This is a genomic window from Kitasatospora sp. NPDC058243, from assembly GCF_042882025.1.
Lineage (GTDB): Bacteria > Actinomycetota > Actinomycetes > Streptomycetales > Streptomycetaceae > Kitasatospora.
In genome coordinates this window covers 49,163-64,724 of sequence record NZ_JBHVWW010000052.1, presented here as the reverse complement: position 1 = coordinate 64,724, position 15,562 = coordinate 49,163, and the positions used below count along the sequence as shown (strand labels likewise).

Annotated in this window: 13 protein-coding genes; 9 read left to right on the top strand and 4 right to left on the bottom strand. The window is 73.0% G+C overall.

Annotated elements, in window-relative coordinates; translation table 11 throughout:
• Nucleotides 1-115: 115 nt before the first annotated feature.
• Nucleotides 116-517: a VOC family protein gene (locus tag ACFVX9_RS28065; protein ID WP_363579370.1), complete on the top strand. Its 402-nt coding sequence runs from the start codon at nucleotides 116-118 to the stop codon at nucleotides 515-517.
• Here ACFVX9_RS28065 and ACFVX9_RS28060 read toward each other — a convergent pair.
• On the bottom strand, nucleotides 478-918 hold the full coding sequence (locus ACFVX9_RS28060; protein WP_380379867.1) for a DUF6191 domain-containing protein: 441 nt from the start codon (nucleotides 916-918) through the stop codon (nucleotides 478-480). The genes ACFVX9_RS28065 and ACFVX9_RS28060 overlap by 40 nt on opposite strands.
• A gap of 39 nt (nucleotides 919-957) precedes the next feature.
• Between ACFVX9_RS28060 and ACFVX9_RS28055 the strand changes: the two genes are divergently transcribed.
• The 5 genes from ACFVX9_RS28055 (at nucleotide 958) to ACFVX9_RS28035 (ending at nucleotide 8,059) form a co-directional block, all read left to right on the top strand.
• Complete coding sequence (locus ACFVX9_RS28055) at nucleotides 958-1,716, top strand: dienelactone hydrolase family protein (protein ID WP_380337019.1); 759 nt, start codon at nucleotides 958-960, stop codon at nucleotides 1,714-1,716.
• A 321-nt stretch (nucleotides 1,717-2,037) separates the two neighbouring features.
• Nucleotides 2,038-2,997, top strand: a complete 960-nt coding sequence (locus tag ACFVX9_RS28050; protein ID WP_380379864.1) for an alpha/beta fold hydrolase — start codon at nucleotides 2,038-2,040, stop codon at nucleotides 2,995-2,997.
• A 117-nt stretch (nucleotides 2,998-3,114) separates the two neighbouring features.
• A complete protein-coding gene (locus ACFVX9_RS28045; protein ID WP_387984169.1) occupies nucleotides 3,115-5,301 on the top strand; it encodes a serine/threonine-protein kinase in 2,187 nt (728 codons plus the stop codon).
• Entirely contained in the window at nucleotides 5,298-5,600 is a 303-nt protein-coding gene (locus ACFVX9_RS28040; RefSeq protein ID WP_279634944.1) for a glutaredoxin domain-containing protein, read from the top strand. Before ACFVX9_RS28045 ends, ACFVX9_RS28040 begins: the two co-directional genes overlap by 4 nt.
• Before the next feature lie 821 nt (nucleotides 5,601-6,421).
• The gene (locus ACFVX9_RS28035; protein WP_380379857.1) at nucleotides 6,422-8,059 is read left to right on the top strand and encodes a M4 family metallopeptidase; all 1,638 of its coding nucleotides are present in this window, start codon (nucleotides 6,422-6,424) and stop codon (nucleotides 8,057-8,059) included.
• A gap of 94 nt (nucleotides 8,060-8,153) precedes the next feature.
• Here the strand turns inward: ACFVX9_RS28035 and ACFVX9_RS28030 are convergent, their stop codons facing one another.
• The 3 genes from ACFVX9_RS28030 to ACFVX9_RS28020 all read right to left on the bottom strand — a co-directional run bounded on the left by ACFVX9_RS28030 (nucleotide 8,154) and on the right by ACFVX9_RS28020 (nucleotide 11,675).
• Nucleotides 8,154-9,473: an MFS transporter gene (locus ACFVX9_RS28030; RefSeq protein WP_380379854.1), complete on the bottom strand. Its 1,320-nt coding sequence runs from the start codon at nucleotides 9,471-9,473 to the stop codon at nucleotides 8,154-8,156.
• A gap of 361 nt (nucleotides 9,474-9,834) precedes the next feature.
• Complete coding sequence (locus tag ACFVX9_RS28025; protein WP_380379851.1) at nucleotides 9,835-10,839, bottom strand: ABC transporter substrate-binding protein; 1,005 nt, start codon at nucleotides 10,837-10,839, stop codon at nucleotides 9,835-9,837.
• Between the two features lie 59 nt (nucleotides 10,840-10,898).
• A complete protein-coding gene (locus ACFVX9_RS28020) occupies nucleotides 10,899-11,675 on the bottom strand; it encodes a MerR family transcriptional regulator (RefSeq protein ID WP_387984166.1) in 777 nt (258 codons plus the stop codon).
• A 331-nt stretch (nucleotides 11,676-12,006) separates the two neighbouring features.
• On the opposite strand from ACFVX9_RS28020, the gene ACFVX9_RS28015 reads away from it, so the two are divergent.
• From ACFVX9_RS28015 to ACFVX9_RS28005, 3 genes are read left to right on the top strand one after another with little or no spacing between them, the layout of a single operon-like run.
• A complete protein-coding gene (locus ACFVX9_RS28015; protein WP_387984164.1) occupies nucleotides 12,007-13,569 on the top strand; it encodes a flavin-containing monooxygenase in 1,563 nt (520 codons plus the stop codon).
• Nucleotides 13,566-14,564 (top strand): alpha/beta fold hydrolase, encoded by a 999-nt coding sequence (locus ACFVX9_RS28010; protein WP_387984163.1) that lies wholly within the window; start codon nucleotides 13,566-13,568, stop codon nucleotides 14,562-14,564. Before ACFVX9_RS28015 ends, ACFVX9_RS28010 begins: the two co-directional genes overlap by 4 nt.
• A complete protein-coding gene (locus tag ACFVX9_RS28005; RefSeq protein ID WP_387984161.1) occupies nucleotides 14,561-15,466 on the top strand; it encodes an SDR family oxidoreductase in 906 nt (301 codons plus the stop codon). The genes ACFVX9_RS28010 and ACFVX9_RS28005 overlap by 4 nt, the downstream gene beginning before the upstream one ends.
• Nucleotides 15,467-15,562: the final 96 nt, after the last annotated feature.

The window sequence follows — 15,562 nt, the reverse complement described above, 5'->3', positions numbered from 1 at the left end:
CCGGACAGAACAACCGGAGGACAGCCCAGCAGGGCGTCAGTCAGTGGCAGAGCCACGACCACCAGGGACCCGGTTAGAACTATCAGTGTCAGTGGTATCGGCTAGGGTCGCGGCCATGATCGATTCGACGACGCGGGTCCGTATCGCCCGGCCCTCGCGCGACCTCGCGGCGGCCGAGCGCTTCTACGTCGGCGGCCTCGGCCTGGACGTGCTGTGGCGCACCACCGAGCGGGTGTCCGGCGAGCACGACCTGCTGATGGTCGGTCCGCCCGGCGGAGCCTGGCACTTCGAACTCACCCACGACCCGGAGAACCCGCTGGAGCCCACCCCGACGGTCGACGACCTGTTCGTCGTCTACCTCGGCGCGCCGGTGGACGACGCCCTGGTCGCCCGGCTGGAGGCCGCCGGCGGCACCCCGGTCCGGGCCCACAACCCCTACTGGGAGGAGTTCGGCGTGACGATATCCGACCCGGACGGCTACCGGCTGGTGCTCTGCTCCCGTGGCTGGGGGGCCTGAGCGCCTGTCCGACCCCGTCCGGTCTCACCGCCCGTCCCGCCCTTGCCGTGCAGCACCGCCACGCCCCGGTCCAGGTCCACGCCGAAGTGCGGCGGCGCTCCGACCTGGGCGTCGTCCCGCAGCGTCAGCTGTTCCCGCCGCTGTTCGACCTGCACCCGCTTGCCCGGGCTGAACAGCGCCTGCAACTCCTCCAGCCCGCCGCCCAGGCCCACCCCGGTGCTCCCGCCGCCCCGCCGCCAACGCCCCGACGACTCGCCCCGGATCTGCCACGCGATCAGGAGCATCAGCCCGATCACCGCCGCCGCCACGCACGCCACATCTACGATCACACCCATGTACGCCCAACGCCGGGCGGTCGCACCCGCGTTCCCCGCGGGCGCCGCGTCGGTGGCGGCGTCCACCCGCTAACCTGCCGCGCGAACCGAAGGAGACCCCTCACCATGACCGTGCGCGGAACCACCGTGGACATCCCGACGGCGGACGGCACCGCCGACGCCTACCTCGCCCATCCCGACGACGGGCGGGCCCACCCCGGAGTCATCCTCTACATGGACGCCTTCGGGCTCCGACCCCAGCTGAAGGACATGGCCGACCGGCTCGCCCAGGCCGGGTACGCCGTGCTGGTCCCCAACGCCTACTACCGGAACGGCCGCGCGCCGGTCGTCGAACTGCCGCCGCTGATCGACCTGGAGAAGGACCCGACGATCTTCCAACAGATCGGCCCGCTGCTCCTCAGCCTCACCCCCGAGGTGACCGCCCGCGACGCGGACGCCTATCTGCGTTGGCTCGCCGACTCCCCGCTCGTCTCGGACGGCCCGGTCGGCCTCACCGGCTACTGCCGCGGTGCGTTGCTCGCCCTGTGGACGGCCGCCAGCCACCCCGACCGGATCGCCGCCATCGCCGGGTTCCACGGCGGCAACCTCGCCACCGATGCGCCGGACAGCCCGCACCTGGGCGCCTCCCGGATCACCGCCGAGGTGTACTTCGGCCACGCCGACGAGGATCCGTCCATGCCCGCCGAGCAGATCGAACGGCTCGCCGAGGCCTTCACCGCCGCCGGTGTCCGCCACCGGGAGGAGGTCTACCCGGGCGCCGCGCACGGCTACACCCAGGCCGACACCACCCGCTACGACGCCGTCGCCGACGCGCGCCACTGGGAGGCGGTGCTCGACCTGTTCAAGCGGACCCTGTCGGCCTGAGCCACCGGAGGGCCGGGGCGGCGGGCGCGGCGTGGCCTGGTCCGCCCCGGCCTGGTCCGTGCAGGCGCGGGCCGGTGACGGCCTTGCGCCACAGCACCTCCTCTTCGTCCTCCAGTCGCGCAACGGACGCGAGGTGTTCGGGTCGGCGTGGAGCCGGGCGGTCAGGGTCTGGTGCCTGACAGCGAGTCCGGGCCCGGCCGTCGGCCGGGCCGCCGGGCGTCGGGGAGGTGCCCGGGACTCGTGGCAGTGGTGAGTAACGAACCCGCGTCACCCGGCACCACAGGCCGGGACCGGGCGGACGGATCCAGGGGGGAGCCGAACGTGCAGAAGACAGAGAACAGGCAGAACGCGCAGGAACCGTGGGGCACGCAGGACACGCAGGACACGCGGGACACGCGGGCCATGCGGGACGTGCAGGACGCCATCGGGCAGGCGCTGGCCGAGCGCGTCCCCGGCGGGGTCCGACAGGGCGAACTCGACCGTGGCGGGCGGGCATTGCGCTGGGTGGAGGCGGGGCGCGGCGGTCCGCCGGTGGTCCTGCTCGCGGGCTGCGGCACCTCGTCGCTGACCTGGGCGCCCGTGTTGCCCGAACTGGCCGCGCACAGCCGGGTCGTGGCGTACGACCGGGCCGGGCTCGGTGCCAGTGACCCCGATCGCGTCTCCGGCCCGTCGCTGGAGTCCCCGACCGGGGACCTGGCGGCCCTGGTGGAGCACCTCGGCGCCGGCCCGGCCGTCCTGGTCGGGCACAGCTGGGGCGGCCAGCTGGCCCAACTCCTCGCCTGGCGGCACCCGGAACTGGTGGCAGGCCTCGTCCTGGTGGACCCGGCGCACGAGGAGTTCCAGCCACCGACCGTCCGCGCCGCCGAGGCCGTCCTGTTGCGGGTGGGGCTACTCCGGGCGGCCTTGACGCCCGCCGCACGCCGTGCCGGGGGAGCTGTCGCGAGGGCCGAGGCGGCCGTCGAGGCACACCGTCACCAGCGGCTGACCGTCCTCGACGAGAACCGGCTGACGGTCCTCGCGGTCTCCGAGCTCCGGCGGCGGCGCGCGGCCGCGCGGCTGCCCGACGTGCCGGTGACCGTGCTGAGCGCGACCGACGGCCTGCCGGGGGCGATGCGCGCCCGCTGGACCGTCCTCCAGTCACACGTCGTCGCCGGCGCCGCGAAGGGGTCGCACATCGTCGTGCGCGGCGCCGGCCACCACGTCCACGCCGACCACCCGCAGGCCGTCGCCGCCGCCGTCCTGGAGGTGGTCGAGCACGCCCGGCAGGGCCGGGACAGCTGACGGCGGGGCCCTCAACCCCTGGCCGGACAGTGCCTGCTGACCGTTCGACCCCCTCTGGCACACTGGGGGGCCGAACGGCCCGCTGGGGAGGGTCATGACACACATGGGGGCGGGAGTATGAGGGGTCCGGGCGCCGTGCTCGGCGGGCGGTACACGCTGGTCGAGCGGATCGGCGGCGGGGGGATGGGTACGGTCTGGCGGGCCGACGACACGGTGCTGGCGCGGCCGGTGGCGGTCAAGATCCTGCACTCGGCGCTGTTCGAGGACGACACCTTCATCCAGCGCTTCCGCCGGGAGGCCCAACTGGTCGCCGCGATCGACCACCCGGCCGTCGTGGACGTCCACGACTACGGTGAGAGCGGCGGCGGTGCCGAGGGCCGGGAGGGCAGCGAGGGCGGCGAAGGCGGTGGCGCCGGGGAGCGCTGCGCCTACATCGTCATGGAACTGGTCGACGGCCGGCCGTTGGACCGGGTGCTCGCCGAGGAGGGCCCGATGCCTCCCGAGCGCGTCCTCGGTCTGGTCGCCGCCGCGCTGGACGGCCTGCACGCCGCCCACCGCCGGGAGATCGTGCACCGGGACCTCAAGCCGTCCAACCTGATGGTGCGTACGGACGGCCGGGTGACCATCACCGACTTCGGCATCGCCCGGGCGATCGCCAGCACCAAGATCACCGCCTCGCACGCGATCGTCGGCACCGCCCTCTACATGGCCCCCGAGCAGGCCGAGGGGACGGGCACCGGGCCGGCCTCCGACCTCTACTCGATCGGCGTGGTCTGCTTCGAACTGCTCACCGGGAAGCCGCCGTTCGTCGGCGAGAGCGTGTTGGAGGTCGCGCTCAAGCACGTCCGCCAGCCGGCGCCGGAGCTGCCGGGGGCCTTCCCGGCGGCGGTTCGAGAGCTGGTCGCGAAGGCGCTGGAGAAGAAGCCGGAGGACCGGTTCGCCGACGCCGCCGAGATGGCGGCCGCGGCCCGGGCGGCGATCGGCGCGAAGGACGCGGGCGCTGCGGCGGGTGCGGCCGGAGCCCCGGCCGACACCGGGACGGTCGACCTCAGAGCTGCGGCGGACGGGGGAGCGGCTGCGGGTGAAGAGGCCGGGGGTGGAGCGCCCGGGGGTGCCGGCGGGGCGAAGGCCGGTGCCGTGGTGCCGGTCGCGGACGGCGCCGACCAGCCCGCGTCGGGCGAGCGCCCGGCGTCGGGTGACGGCCCCGTGTCGGACGAGGTCGCGAAGGTGGGGCCGCAGCCGGTGACCGAGCCGGGCAAGCGCCGGTCACGTCGCGCACTGCTGGTGCCGGTGATCGTCCCCGTGGTCATCTCGATGGGCACGGCGACCGTCCTGCTGGTGGACCGCGGCCCCGGCCGGTCGGACGCGGCCGAGCCGCCCGCCGCCCAGCCGACCGTCGTCGTGACGGCCCCGGTGACCCCGGGCACGGGCACCCCGGCGGCCCCGGCCACGACGCCGCCCGCCACGCCGACACCCTCCGACACTCCGGTCGCGGCCCCGGCCGCCGACCAGCAGCCGAGCACCCAGAACCAGCCGGGCGCGCCCGTCCAGGCCCCCGCGCCGGGCGGCAACGGTGGCGCGGCGAGCCGGGGCACCGGCGCGGGCGCGGCAGGTGGCGGCAACGCGGCTGGTGGCGGTGGGGCTTCGGGCGGTGCCTCAGGCGGTTCTGCGGGAGGTGTCTCGGGCGGTTCCGCCGGCGGGGCTTCGGGCGGTCAGTCCAACCAGTCCGGCGGCGGGGGCGGGGGCGGCGCGGCAAACCAGCCCGCCAACCCCAATCCCAACCCGCAGCCCCCGGCCCAGAACGCGCCCGGTGGCTCCCCCGCCGGGGGCGGCTCCCCGTCCGGCGGCGGTTCTCCCTCGGGCGGCGGCAACCCGCCGGCCCCGCAGACCCCCACCCGGCCGCCGTCGTGCGGCGGCACCTCCTGGACCACCATCGTCAACGTGAAGGACGGCCGCCCGATCGGGATGGCCCGCGACGAACTGAGCGGCGACAACCCGATCGTGGTCGGCGGCGCGTCCCAGTACGGCTGGGTGCGGGCGACCAACCCCGGCTCCTGGATCAGTTTCAACGCCTGCAACAGCGGCGGGCCGCTGCTCGTCCAGACCATGGACGGCAAGGTCACCCTGAGCGGAGGCTTCAGCTTCCTGACCAACTGGACGGTGCGCAGCGGGTCCGCCCAGGGCTCCTACACGCTGGCCGACTACCAGAACCACAGCTGCATGACCGACAACGGCCCGGGGAACGCGGTCACCATGGTGACCTGCACCCCCGGCAACACGGCCCAGGAATGGCGGTTCCAGTGACAGCGACCGACGGAGCCGACGACGGCGTGGTCCTCTACTGGCGTCCGCTGTGCACGTTCTGCATGAACCTGCGCCTGGCGCTGCTCTTCACGCGCCTGCGCTACAGCCGGCGGTTCACCATGGTGAACATCTGGAAGGACCCGGACGCCGCCGCCTTCGTCCGCTCGGTCGCGGACGGCAACGAGACCGTGCCGACCGTCACCGTGGCCGGGCGACCGATGGTGAACCCGTCGATTCGCCAACTGCTCGCGGCGGTCCGGGAGTACGCGCCGGACGTGCTCCCGGGGAGGCCTCGCTGACCGGTCCGGGCGAGGAGCGGCACCCCTTTGCCCTCCCGACCTCGACCCCGACCCCGACGCTGCCGCTGCCGCTGCCACTGCCGCTTCTGCGACCGGACGGGCCCGGCGCCGGCGGCGGTTGAGCGCGTGTGCCGACCCGGCCCGGGTGTCCGTACGGGCAGGTCGCCCGGGAGTCGGGGCGGGCGAGCGGGGCGCCGCGGGAGCCGGGCGCCATCGCAGTTGTCGGTGGAGGAGGGGAAGTTGTGGGACACGGGGCCTTGTCGGCTCCGGTGCGCCCCAGGGTGTCGCGCTCAACTCACCGACTGCGCTGAGGAGTCGGGCGAACACGAGGTTCGGCGGCACTAGCAGATGGCCCGGCGGCGGGCAAGGGTGGCAGGTGGCGGGACCTCGCCAAGCGGATGTCAAGATTCCGTATGGGAAGTTCTACAGGGATGTAAAAGTCGATTCCGGCCCGCTCGGCTCCGCGCGCCGAATCGACGTTCGACGGTCGATCGGACATCGGCGCAGGCGGTCGGCCGTGGTTCGGGTGGGAACCCACTGCAAGGCGCGGTGAATTGCCCCGTTTTGCCCACCACTTGAGAGCCCCGGCGAGCTGGCGGGACCTGGCCAATCGCTGAAGTAGACCTGTCAATTCACCTGCTGGATTGTCATGCTTTTGGACAGCCCCGGCGGTAGCCCCCACCCCCACCCCTTGGTGGCTCGCCGCTCGACCGCCCGGGGTTTCAGCACGTCAGCGCCCATTCCGCCCCACAGGTGCCGACCCCGGCCCCCGGAACGCGGCGCGACCGCGTCCACACGCGGTTTCCCGGAAGGACTCGCACGTGAAGCGAAAGCTCGCAGCTGTCGCCGTACTGTCGGCCACCGCCCTGCTGACCGGTGTGATCCAGGTGAGCACCGCCGCCCAGGCCAGCCCCGTCGCCGGCCTCCAGACCCAGGCCGACCACCAGCACGCGGCCGTGCTCGCGCTGGCCGGCGGCCAGTCCGGCCCGCTCGCCAAGGCCCTCGCCCTCGGCGAGAAGGAGCGGCTCGTCGCCAAGGACGCCGTGGTCGACAAGGACGGCACCCGGCACCTGCGCTTCGAGCGCACCTACGCCGGCCTGCCGGTGCTCGGCGGTGACCTGGTCGTCCACCAGAAGGCCAACGGCTCGGTCAAGTCGGTCGACAAGGCGGTCTCCGCCAAGCTCGCGCTGCCGAGCCTGACCCCGCAGATCCCGGCCGACCAGGCCGCCACGCAGGCCACCGGCGCGGTCAAGGCCACCGTCGGGGTCACCCTCGACGCCGACGAGTCCCCGCTGGCCGACGTGCACCAGACCGGCAAGGCCGAACTGGTCGTCTGGGCGACCGACGGCAACCCGCGCCTGGCCTACCGGACCACCGTCGAGGGCGTGCGCGCCGACGGCACCCCGAGCAACCAGGTGCTCGTCACCGACGCCGCCACCGGCAAGGTGCTGTCCACCCACGAGAAGATCCAGACCGCCGCCGGCACCGGCAAGGGCGTCTTCGTCGGCCAGGTGCCGCTCACCACCGCGCAGAGCGGCTCCAGCTACTCGCTGAAGGACGACAGCCGCGGCGGCCAGTCCACCACCGACATGAGCAACGGAACCGCCGGCAACGGCTCGCTGTTCGCCAACACCTCCAACAACTTCGGCGACGGCACTGCCGGTAACCGCGAATCCGCCGCCGTGGACGCCCAGTTCGGCGCGGCCACCACGTGGGACTTCTACAAGAACACCTTCGGCCGCAACGGCATCCGCAACGACGGTGTCGGCGCCGCGAGCCGCGTCCACTACGGCTCCAACTACGTCAACGCCTTCTGGGACGACAGCTGCTTCTGCATGTCCTACGGCGACGGCAACGGCGACGCCGCCCCGCTCACCGAGATCGACGTGGCCGGCCACGAGATGAGCCACGGTGTCACCGCCGCCACGGCGAACCTCAACTACGCGGGTGAGTCCGGCGGCCTCAACGAGGCCACCTCCGACATCATGGGCACGATGGTCGAGTGGTACGCCAACCTGCCCTCCAACCCGCCGAACTACTGGATCGGCGAGCTGATCAACCTGAACGGCAACGGCACCCCGCTGCGCTACATGGACCAGCCCAGCAAGGACGGCCAGTCCGCCGACTCCTGGTCCGCCGACGTGGGCAACCTCGACGTGCACTACTCGTCGGGCGTGGCGAACCACTTCTTCTACCTGCTGTCGGAGGGCAGCGGCGCGAAGAGCATCAACGGGTTCGACTACAACAGCCCGACGGCCGACGGCTCCTCGCTCGCGGGCATCGGCCGGGACAAGGCCGCGCAGATCTGGTACCGCGCGCTGACCGTCTACTTCACCTCCACCACCGACTACGCGGGCGCCCGGGCGGGCACCCTCAGCGCGGCGGCGGACCTGTACGGCAACGGCAGCGCCGAGTACAACGCGGTCGCGGCCACCTGGACGGCGGTCAACGTCAACTGACAACCGCCTGAGTGGGCCCTGCCGAATCGTGGGTGCCGGCCGGCAGGGCCGTACGGCGGGGGCGACGGTGTGCGGACCACCGTCGCTCCCGCCGTCATGTGCGCGGGGCGCGGCGCACGGGCGCGGCGATGCGAGGTTGGGCGCCGGAACCGCCAGGCCGACCGTCAGACCGACCTTCGGTTGGAGCGGTTGGAGCGGTTGGAGCGGTTGGAGCGGTCGGAGTACGGCGGCGGTAGCGCTGTTCGGTCGCGGTGCACGCGGCGAGCAGCAGGGCGGCCGCCGCCGCGGCCGCGGTGATCGCGAACGGCGCGGCGGCCGCGAAGTGCGTGGTCGCCCAGCCGCCCAGGAAGGTGCCGGCCGACTGAGCCAGGATCAGCGCGCTGACCAGCGCCGCCATCGCCTCGCCCAGCCGGACGGCCGGCACCGTCCGCTCGACCAGGCCGAACATCGTGATCATCTGCGGTGCGACCGCCACCCCGAGGAGGCCCACGGCGGCGGTCAGGCTCCACAGGCTCCCGGCGGAGACGAGCAGGACGCAGGCGGCGGCGAACAGCAGCACCGTGCCCGCCCGCAACCGGGACGCCAACTCCCACCGGGCGGGCAGGCCCGCGGCGGCGATCCCGGCCAGGGAACTGGTGAACCCGATGAAGCCGTACAGCAGTCCGGCGGCGCCCGGCCGGCCCAGGGCCTCCGTGGTGGCGGTCACCCCGACCTGCACCGAGCCGAAACACGTGCCCAGCAGCGCCATCCCGGCCAGCAGCAGGACGTAGGGCACGGTGAGCAGCCGCTCGGCGGAGCGGGCCGGGGACTTCGGGATGCCGGGGGAGGCCGTCGGGTGCAGCGCGAACAGGGTCGCGCAGACGCCGGACAGTACGGCCGCCACGAGCAGGCCGACGGCGGGGGAGGCGACGGTGGCGAGGACCCCGACCAGTGCGGGCCCGGCGGTGAAACCGACCTCGTCGACGATCCCGTCCAGCGACAGCATGACGGAGGTCAACTCCGTTTCACCAGCGGCTAATCGGACCCACCGGCTGCGCGACAGCGGGCCGACCAGCGGGACGGACAGGCCGACCACGGCGGCAGGCGCGAGCTGCCAGCCGAGGGCCGACCCGCGTTGCGAGGCGGCCACCAGCGCCACCAGTGCCGTCGCGTTGACCAGCGCGGCGACCAGCCCGGCCGTCCGCTGCCCGCGGCGGTCCGCCAGCCGACCCACCAGCGGACCGCCGACCGCCTGGCCGACCGCCAGCGCACCGGCGACCAGGGAGCCGCGCCACACGCTGTCGGTGTTCCGGCTCACCAGCAGCAGGGTGCCGATCGGGCTCATCGCGTTCGGCAGCCGACCGAGCAGCGACCACAGCAGCACCCGGCCGCCGGTCAGTTGTGCTGCTGTACGGAACTTCACGACCACGGACATCGGTACGCCCCCACACGGAGCCGGCGCGGGCGCCCGCCTCCCGTCACCGGCCCGACCAGGCGACAGCGACCTGCGGGTGAGCCTCGACGGTAGGGGTGCGCCCGGGGGGTGGGTAATCGGTCGATCGACCAGTGGCGTCGGGGGCGGGGGCGGGGCGGGGTTGGAGGAGTGGACAACGGGCGAGGCGTGAGAGGCCGCGGCGAACAGATGACAGATAACAGATTTCAACATCTGTTATCTGTTTTCTGTTATCTGTCGGCCGTCATCTGTTCGCCGTCGTCTGTCGGGTGTCCGCCGCCGTCGGTCCGTGCGCCGCCGTCGGTCCGTGCGCCGCCGTCGGTCCGTGCGCTGCCGAGCGCGCTCAGGGCGCGAGGTCCTTCCGGATCTGGTCCAGGATCAAGCCGGCCCCGGTGTAGCCGATCCCGAGCATCCACAGGTTGTCGTCGACCCGGAACACCCGGCCGGTGCGGACGGCGTCCAGGTTCTTCCACAGTGCGCCATCGGTGATCCTGCCCTGGTCGGACTTGGCCGCGTCCCCGTAGACCGAGTAGAAGATGACGTCGGCCGCCGCCTGGTCCACCTGCTCGGGGCTGATCTCGACCGAGAACCCGGGCTTGTCCTGGTTGGCGGGCCGGCCGAGCCCGAGGTCCTTGAACAGCGAGCCGACGAAGGTGTCGTTGAGGTACAGCCTGGTCGGCGCGCCCGCGAGGAAACGAGCCATCTCGACCCGGGTGGCGGCGGCCTTGGCCGGGCCGCCGAGTGCGGTGACGAGGTCCCGCGCCTTCGTCCGGTACGTCGCGTCGGCCGCATCGGCTTCGGCCTGCCGGCCCATCGCCTCGGCGTGCAGCCGGACGTTCTCCTTCCAGGTGGGCCCGGTGGTCTTGGACAGTACGGTCGGCGCGATCTTCGCCAGTTCGTCGTACCGCTTGTCGTCGCGCACCTGGTTGCTCAGGATGAGGTCCGGCCGCAGCGCCGCGATCGCCTCCAGGTTGGGCTGTCCGATGGCGCCGACGGCCTTCGTCGCGGCCAGCCGTTCGGCGGGCAGGTAGGCGGGGAAGGGTGCACCCTCGGTGACGGTGGTCGCGCCGACCGGCGTGAGCCCGAGGGTGACCACCGAGTCCAACGCGTCGGTGTCCAGCGCCACCACCCGGGTGGCCCGGGCCGGTACGGTGCTCTCGCCGCGAGCGTGCCGGACGGTCCGTGGGCCGGCCCCGCTGGATCCGCCGGAACCGCCTGGCCCGCCGGACCCGCCGGTCGAACCGGCGGACGGCGCTGGCGAGTTCGGGCCGCAGGCGGCGAGTGCGAGGCCCGGGGCGAGCCCGGCGGCGAGGCCGAGCGCGGCGCGGCGACTGAGGGGTCTGGGCATCGGCGGTTCCTCCAACGGGCGGGCAGGGCGCGGGAATCCCTGCCCTCCCGTTGGAGGGGTTACGCCTCGGTGTCGTTCTCCCGTCGCTGGCGCAGCAGTTCGTCGTACTCGGCGGGCACCCGCCGGTCCATCGCGAGGGCGAACTGCGCGTCGATGACCGTACGGGCCAGCGGCCGCACCCGCAGGATGCGTTCGGTGAGCCGGGCCGCCTCGCCGGGCGGCAGCGGGGCGTCGGCGGCGAGGGCGCCGAGCAGGTGCTCGCCGACCACGTCGATGAAGATCTCGGCGATGGCTTCCACGTGCTCCTGGGTGCGTCGGCTGGCGTCCAGCACCACGGAGAGCGGTACGCCCTCGGCGACGAGTGCGGTGGTGGCGTCCATCAGGCGGCGGCTGATGTGGGTGATCCCGTCGTCGTCGATCGTGATGTAGCCCTGGGCGATCGACTCGGCGGTGTTCTCCTCGGTGAGCTGGTCGTTGAAGACGGTCTTGAGTTCGTCCCAGTCCAGGCGCACCGGGGTCTCGTCCGACCAGGGGGCGACGATCGCGGCCTCCAGCCCGATCAGCTCGGCGACGTCCCGCCCGCTCTCGCCGGCGCCGATCAGTTCGGCGATGCCGCCCAGGGTGTGGCCGCGGTCCAGCAGTTCGCCGATCATCCGCAGCCGGGCCAGGTGCTCCTCGCCGTACCAGGCGATCCGGCCCTCTTTGCGCGGCGGCTGGAGCAGTTTGCGCTCGCGGTAGAAGCGCAGCGTCCGGCTGGTGATGCCGGCCGCCTCGGCCAGTTCCTCCACCCGGTACTCGCGTTTTCCGTCACCCGCAGCAGCTCTGACCTTGTCCACGGCGATCAGCATAGGTCCGCCACGTCCGAAGGCTCCCGGAATCCGGGTGGCCGCGCTTCTTCCATCCGGTGTCAGCAAGGGCTACCCTGCCAATCATGCCAGTGATTACTGGCGCGATTGGCGAGGCTCCGATGCCAGTCGTCGGGGGAGCCCTCTCGGCAGTACGGCAAGGCAGTACGCAGGGCAGTGCGCAGAGCATCATGCAGAGCAGCACCAGAGCGATACCGCGGCGTCGCCCGGGCGCATCAGGGCAACGCCAGGGCGGTACGAGAGCAGTCGAGCACAGTACGGCAGCGCGAAGATCATCGCCCCACCCTCAGGAGGAGGCCGCATGGCATCCAGCAGCAAGCGCCCCCGCCCCGGCACGTCCGGTGCCCCCGCGGCGGACGAGGCCGTCCCGCACGTTCGGGTGGCGGTGATCGGCTCCGGCTTCGGCGGTCTCGGCGCCGCGGTCCGGCTGCGCCGCGCCGGGATCACCGACTTCGTCGTCCTGGAGCGCGCGGACTCGGTCGGCGGCACCTGGCGCGACAACAGCTACCCCGGCTGCGCCTGCGACGTTCCCTCGCACCTCTACTCCTTCTCCTTCGCGCCCAACCCCGCGTGGCCGCGCAGCTTCTCCGGCCAGCCGGACATCCGCGCCTACCTGGAGAAGGTCGCCACCGTCTTCGGCCTCCGTCCGCATCTTCGGTTCAACACCGAAGTTCTGGAGGCGCGTTGGGAGGTCGAGCAGGTCCGCTGGCGGATCACCACCTCGGCCGGCCAGTGGACCGCGGACGCCGTGGTCTCCGCCGCCGGACCGCTGGCCGACCCGCAGATCCCCGACCTGCCGGGGCTCGGCACCTTCCCCGGCAAGGTGTTCCACTCCTCCCGCTGGGACCACGACTACGACCTGACCGGCAAGCGGGTCGCGATCGTCGGCACCGGAGCCTCCGCCGCCCAGATCATCCCGTCGATCCAGCCGAAGGTCGGCAAGTTGACGGTCTTCCAGCGCACGCCCGCCTGGGTCCTGCCGCGCCGGGACCGCGAGATCAGCCAGCTGGAGAAGTGGCTGCACGACCGCGTACCGGTCACCGGGAAGATCCGCCGCGGCACCCTGTTCGCCCTCCGGGAGCTCCAGGTGGACGCCTTCGTGCGCCGCCCGGGAATGCTGCGCGTGGTCCAGCAACTCGCCGAACGCCACCTCGTCCAGGGCGTTCCCGACCCGGCCCTGCGTGCCAAGCTCACCCCGGACTACCGGATCGGCTGCAAGCGCATCCTGCTCAGCAACACCTACTACCCGGCGCTCGCCGCGGCCAACGCCGAGGTCGTCGCCTCCGGCCTGCGCGAGCTGCGCGGCTCTACCCTGCTCGCCGCCGACGGCAGTGAGCACGAGGTCGACGCCATCGTCTTCGGCACCGGCTTCCACGTCACCGACATGCCCATCGGAGCCCGGGTGTTCGGCGCCAACGGCACCAGCCTGGCGGAGGAGTGGAAGGACGGCATGGAGGCGCTGCGCGGTTCGGCCGTGCACGGCTTCCCGAACCTGTTCTTCGTGATCGGCCCCAACACCGGCCTCGGCAACAGCTCGATGATCCTGATGATCGAGTCCCAACTGAACTACCTGATCGACGCGTTGACCACACTCGGGTCGATCGGTGCCACCGCGATGCAGCCCACCGCCCGGGCCCAGCGGCAGTGGAACCTCGAACTCCAGCACCGGATGGACCGCACCGTCTGGACCACCGGCGGCTGCCGCAGCTGGTACCTGGATCCGAACGGCAAGAACACCGTGCTCTGGCCCGGCTCCACCACCGCGTTCCGCCGCGCCACCCGCAAGGTCGACCTCGGCGAGTACGAACTGATCATGCGCGCCGGCCAGAACGCCGCCTCTGCCGTGCAGGAGGTGTCCGCATGAGCGCCGCCGAGCTGCCCGCCGAGTACCTCCCGCCGACGCCTGTCGAGGAGTTGAGCATCCGATCGGCGGACGGGATCCGGCTGCACGCCGAGGTGCACGGCCAGCCCGGGGCGCCCACCGTCGTGCTCGCCCACGGCTGGACCTGCTCAACCGCCTTCTGGGCTCCGGTGATCCGCCAACTCGCCGACCGTTACCGAGTGGTGGCGTACGACCAGCGCGGCCACGGGCACAGCGAGATCCCGCCGAGCCGGGTCCGCTACTCCACCCGGGCGCTGGCCGAGGACCTCTCCGCCGTCCTCACGCGGACCGTCCCGGCGGGGGAGAAGGCCGTCCTCGCCGGGCACAGCATGGGCGGGATGACCGTCATGGCCGCCGGCGGCCGCCCGGAGATCGCCGACCGGACCGCCGCCGCCGTCCTGGTCTCCACCGGGCCGGGGGAGCTGGTGGCCGAACTCGCCGTGCTGCCCGAGGCGGTGCGCTCCCCGGGGCTGCGCCGCTTCCTGAACCGCCAACTGCTGCGCTCCCGGCTGCCGCTCGGACCGGTCTCGCCGGTCAGCCGTGTCGCGCTCAAGTTCGCGACCATGGGCCCGGGTTCGTCCGCCGGGCAGGTGGAGGCGACGGCCCGGATCGTGCACGCCTGCCCGACCGCCGTCCGCGCCAACTGGGCGGGCGTCCTCGACCGTCTGGACGTCCACGCCGGGCTCGCCCGGCTCGCCGCACCGACCGCCGTCGTGGTCGGCACCGCGGACCGGCTGACCCCGCCGGTGCACGCACACCGGATCGTTGCCGAACTCGCCGACCCGCAGGGGCTGTTGCTGCTTCCGGGGGTCGGGCACATGGCGCCGCTGGAGCGGCCGGTGGAGGTCGCGGCCGAGATCCACCGCTTGGCCGCCGCGTACCTGTCCGCCGCGCCCGCTTCCGTCTCCGCTCCTGCCTCCTCCACCTCTGCCTCCTCCGCCTCTGCGCCCGTTTCCGAGAGGACCGCCGCCGCATGAACGCCATCCCGTCGTTGTCCGCACAGGTCGTCGTCGTCACCGGGGCCGCCCGCGGGGTCGGGGCTTCGCTCGCTCGCACGCTCGCCCGGCGCGGGGCCAAGGTCGCCCTCCTGGGGCTGGAGCCGGACGAGCTCAAGGCCGTCGCGGCGCAGTGCGGCGCGGCCGCGACCAGTTGGGAGGTGGACGTCACCGACCTCGACGCGCTCGGCGACGCCGCCCGCCGGATCAAGGAGCACTACGGCCGGATCGACACCGTGGTCGCCAACGCCGGCATCGCCATCGGCGGGCCGGTGGCGGACAGCGATCACCGGGCGTTCAGCCGGGTGATCGAGGTCAACCTGCTCGGCAGCGTCGCCACGGCCAGGGCCTTCCTGCCCGCCCTCGTCGAGAGCCGGGGCTACCTGCTGCAGATCGCCTCGCTCGCCGCGCTCACTCCCGCGCCGCTGATGAGCGCGTACTGCGCCAGCAAGTCCGGGGTGGAGGCCTTCGCCCACTCGCTCCGCGCCGAGGTCGCCTACCAGGGGGTCAAGGTCGGTGTGGGATACCTGAGTTGGACCGACACCGACATGGTGCGCGGCGCCGACGAGGACACCGTGCTCAAGCAGATGCGGACCAGGCTGCCGTGGCCGGCCAACAAGACCTACCCGCTGGAGCCCGCGGTGGAGCGGATCGCCGCCGGCATTGCCCGGCGGTCCGCCCACGTCTACGCGCAGGCCTGGCTGCGCGGCATGCAGCCGGTCCGCTGGCTGCTGCCGAGCCTGATCGCGGCTGTCGGTTCGCGCGACGTCGCCCGGATCGCGCCCCAGCTCGCCGCCACCGCCGCCTCCCGGTTGCGCGCAGTCGGTGCCGGCGGGGCTGCGGACACGGCGGTGCGAGGCGGTCGGAGCGGCGCCGGCGACTGACGGCCGTCGACTGACAGCTGGCAGATTTCAACTGACAGATAACAGATAACAGATTTCAACAGCTGTTATCTGTTATCTGTCAGTTGTTCGTCCGCC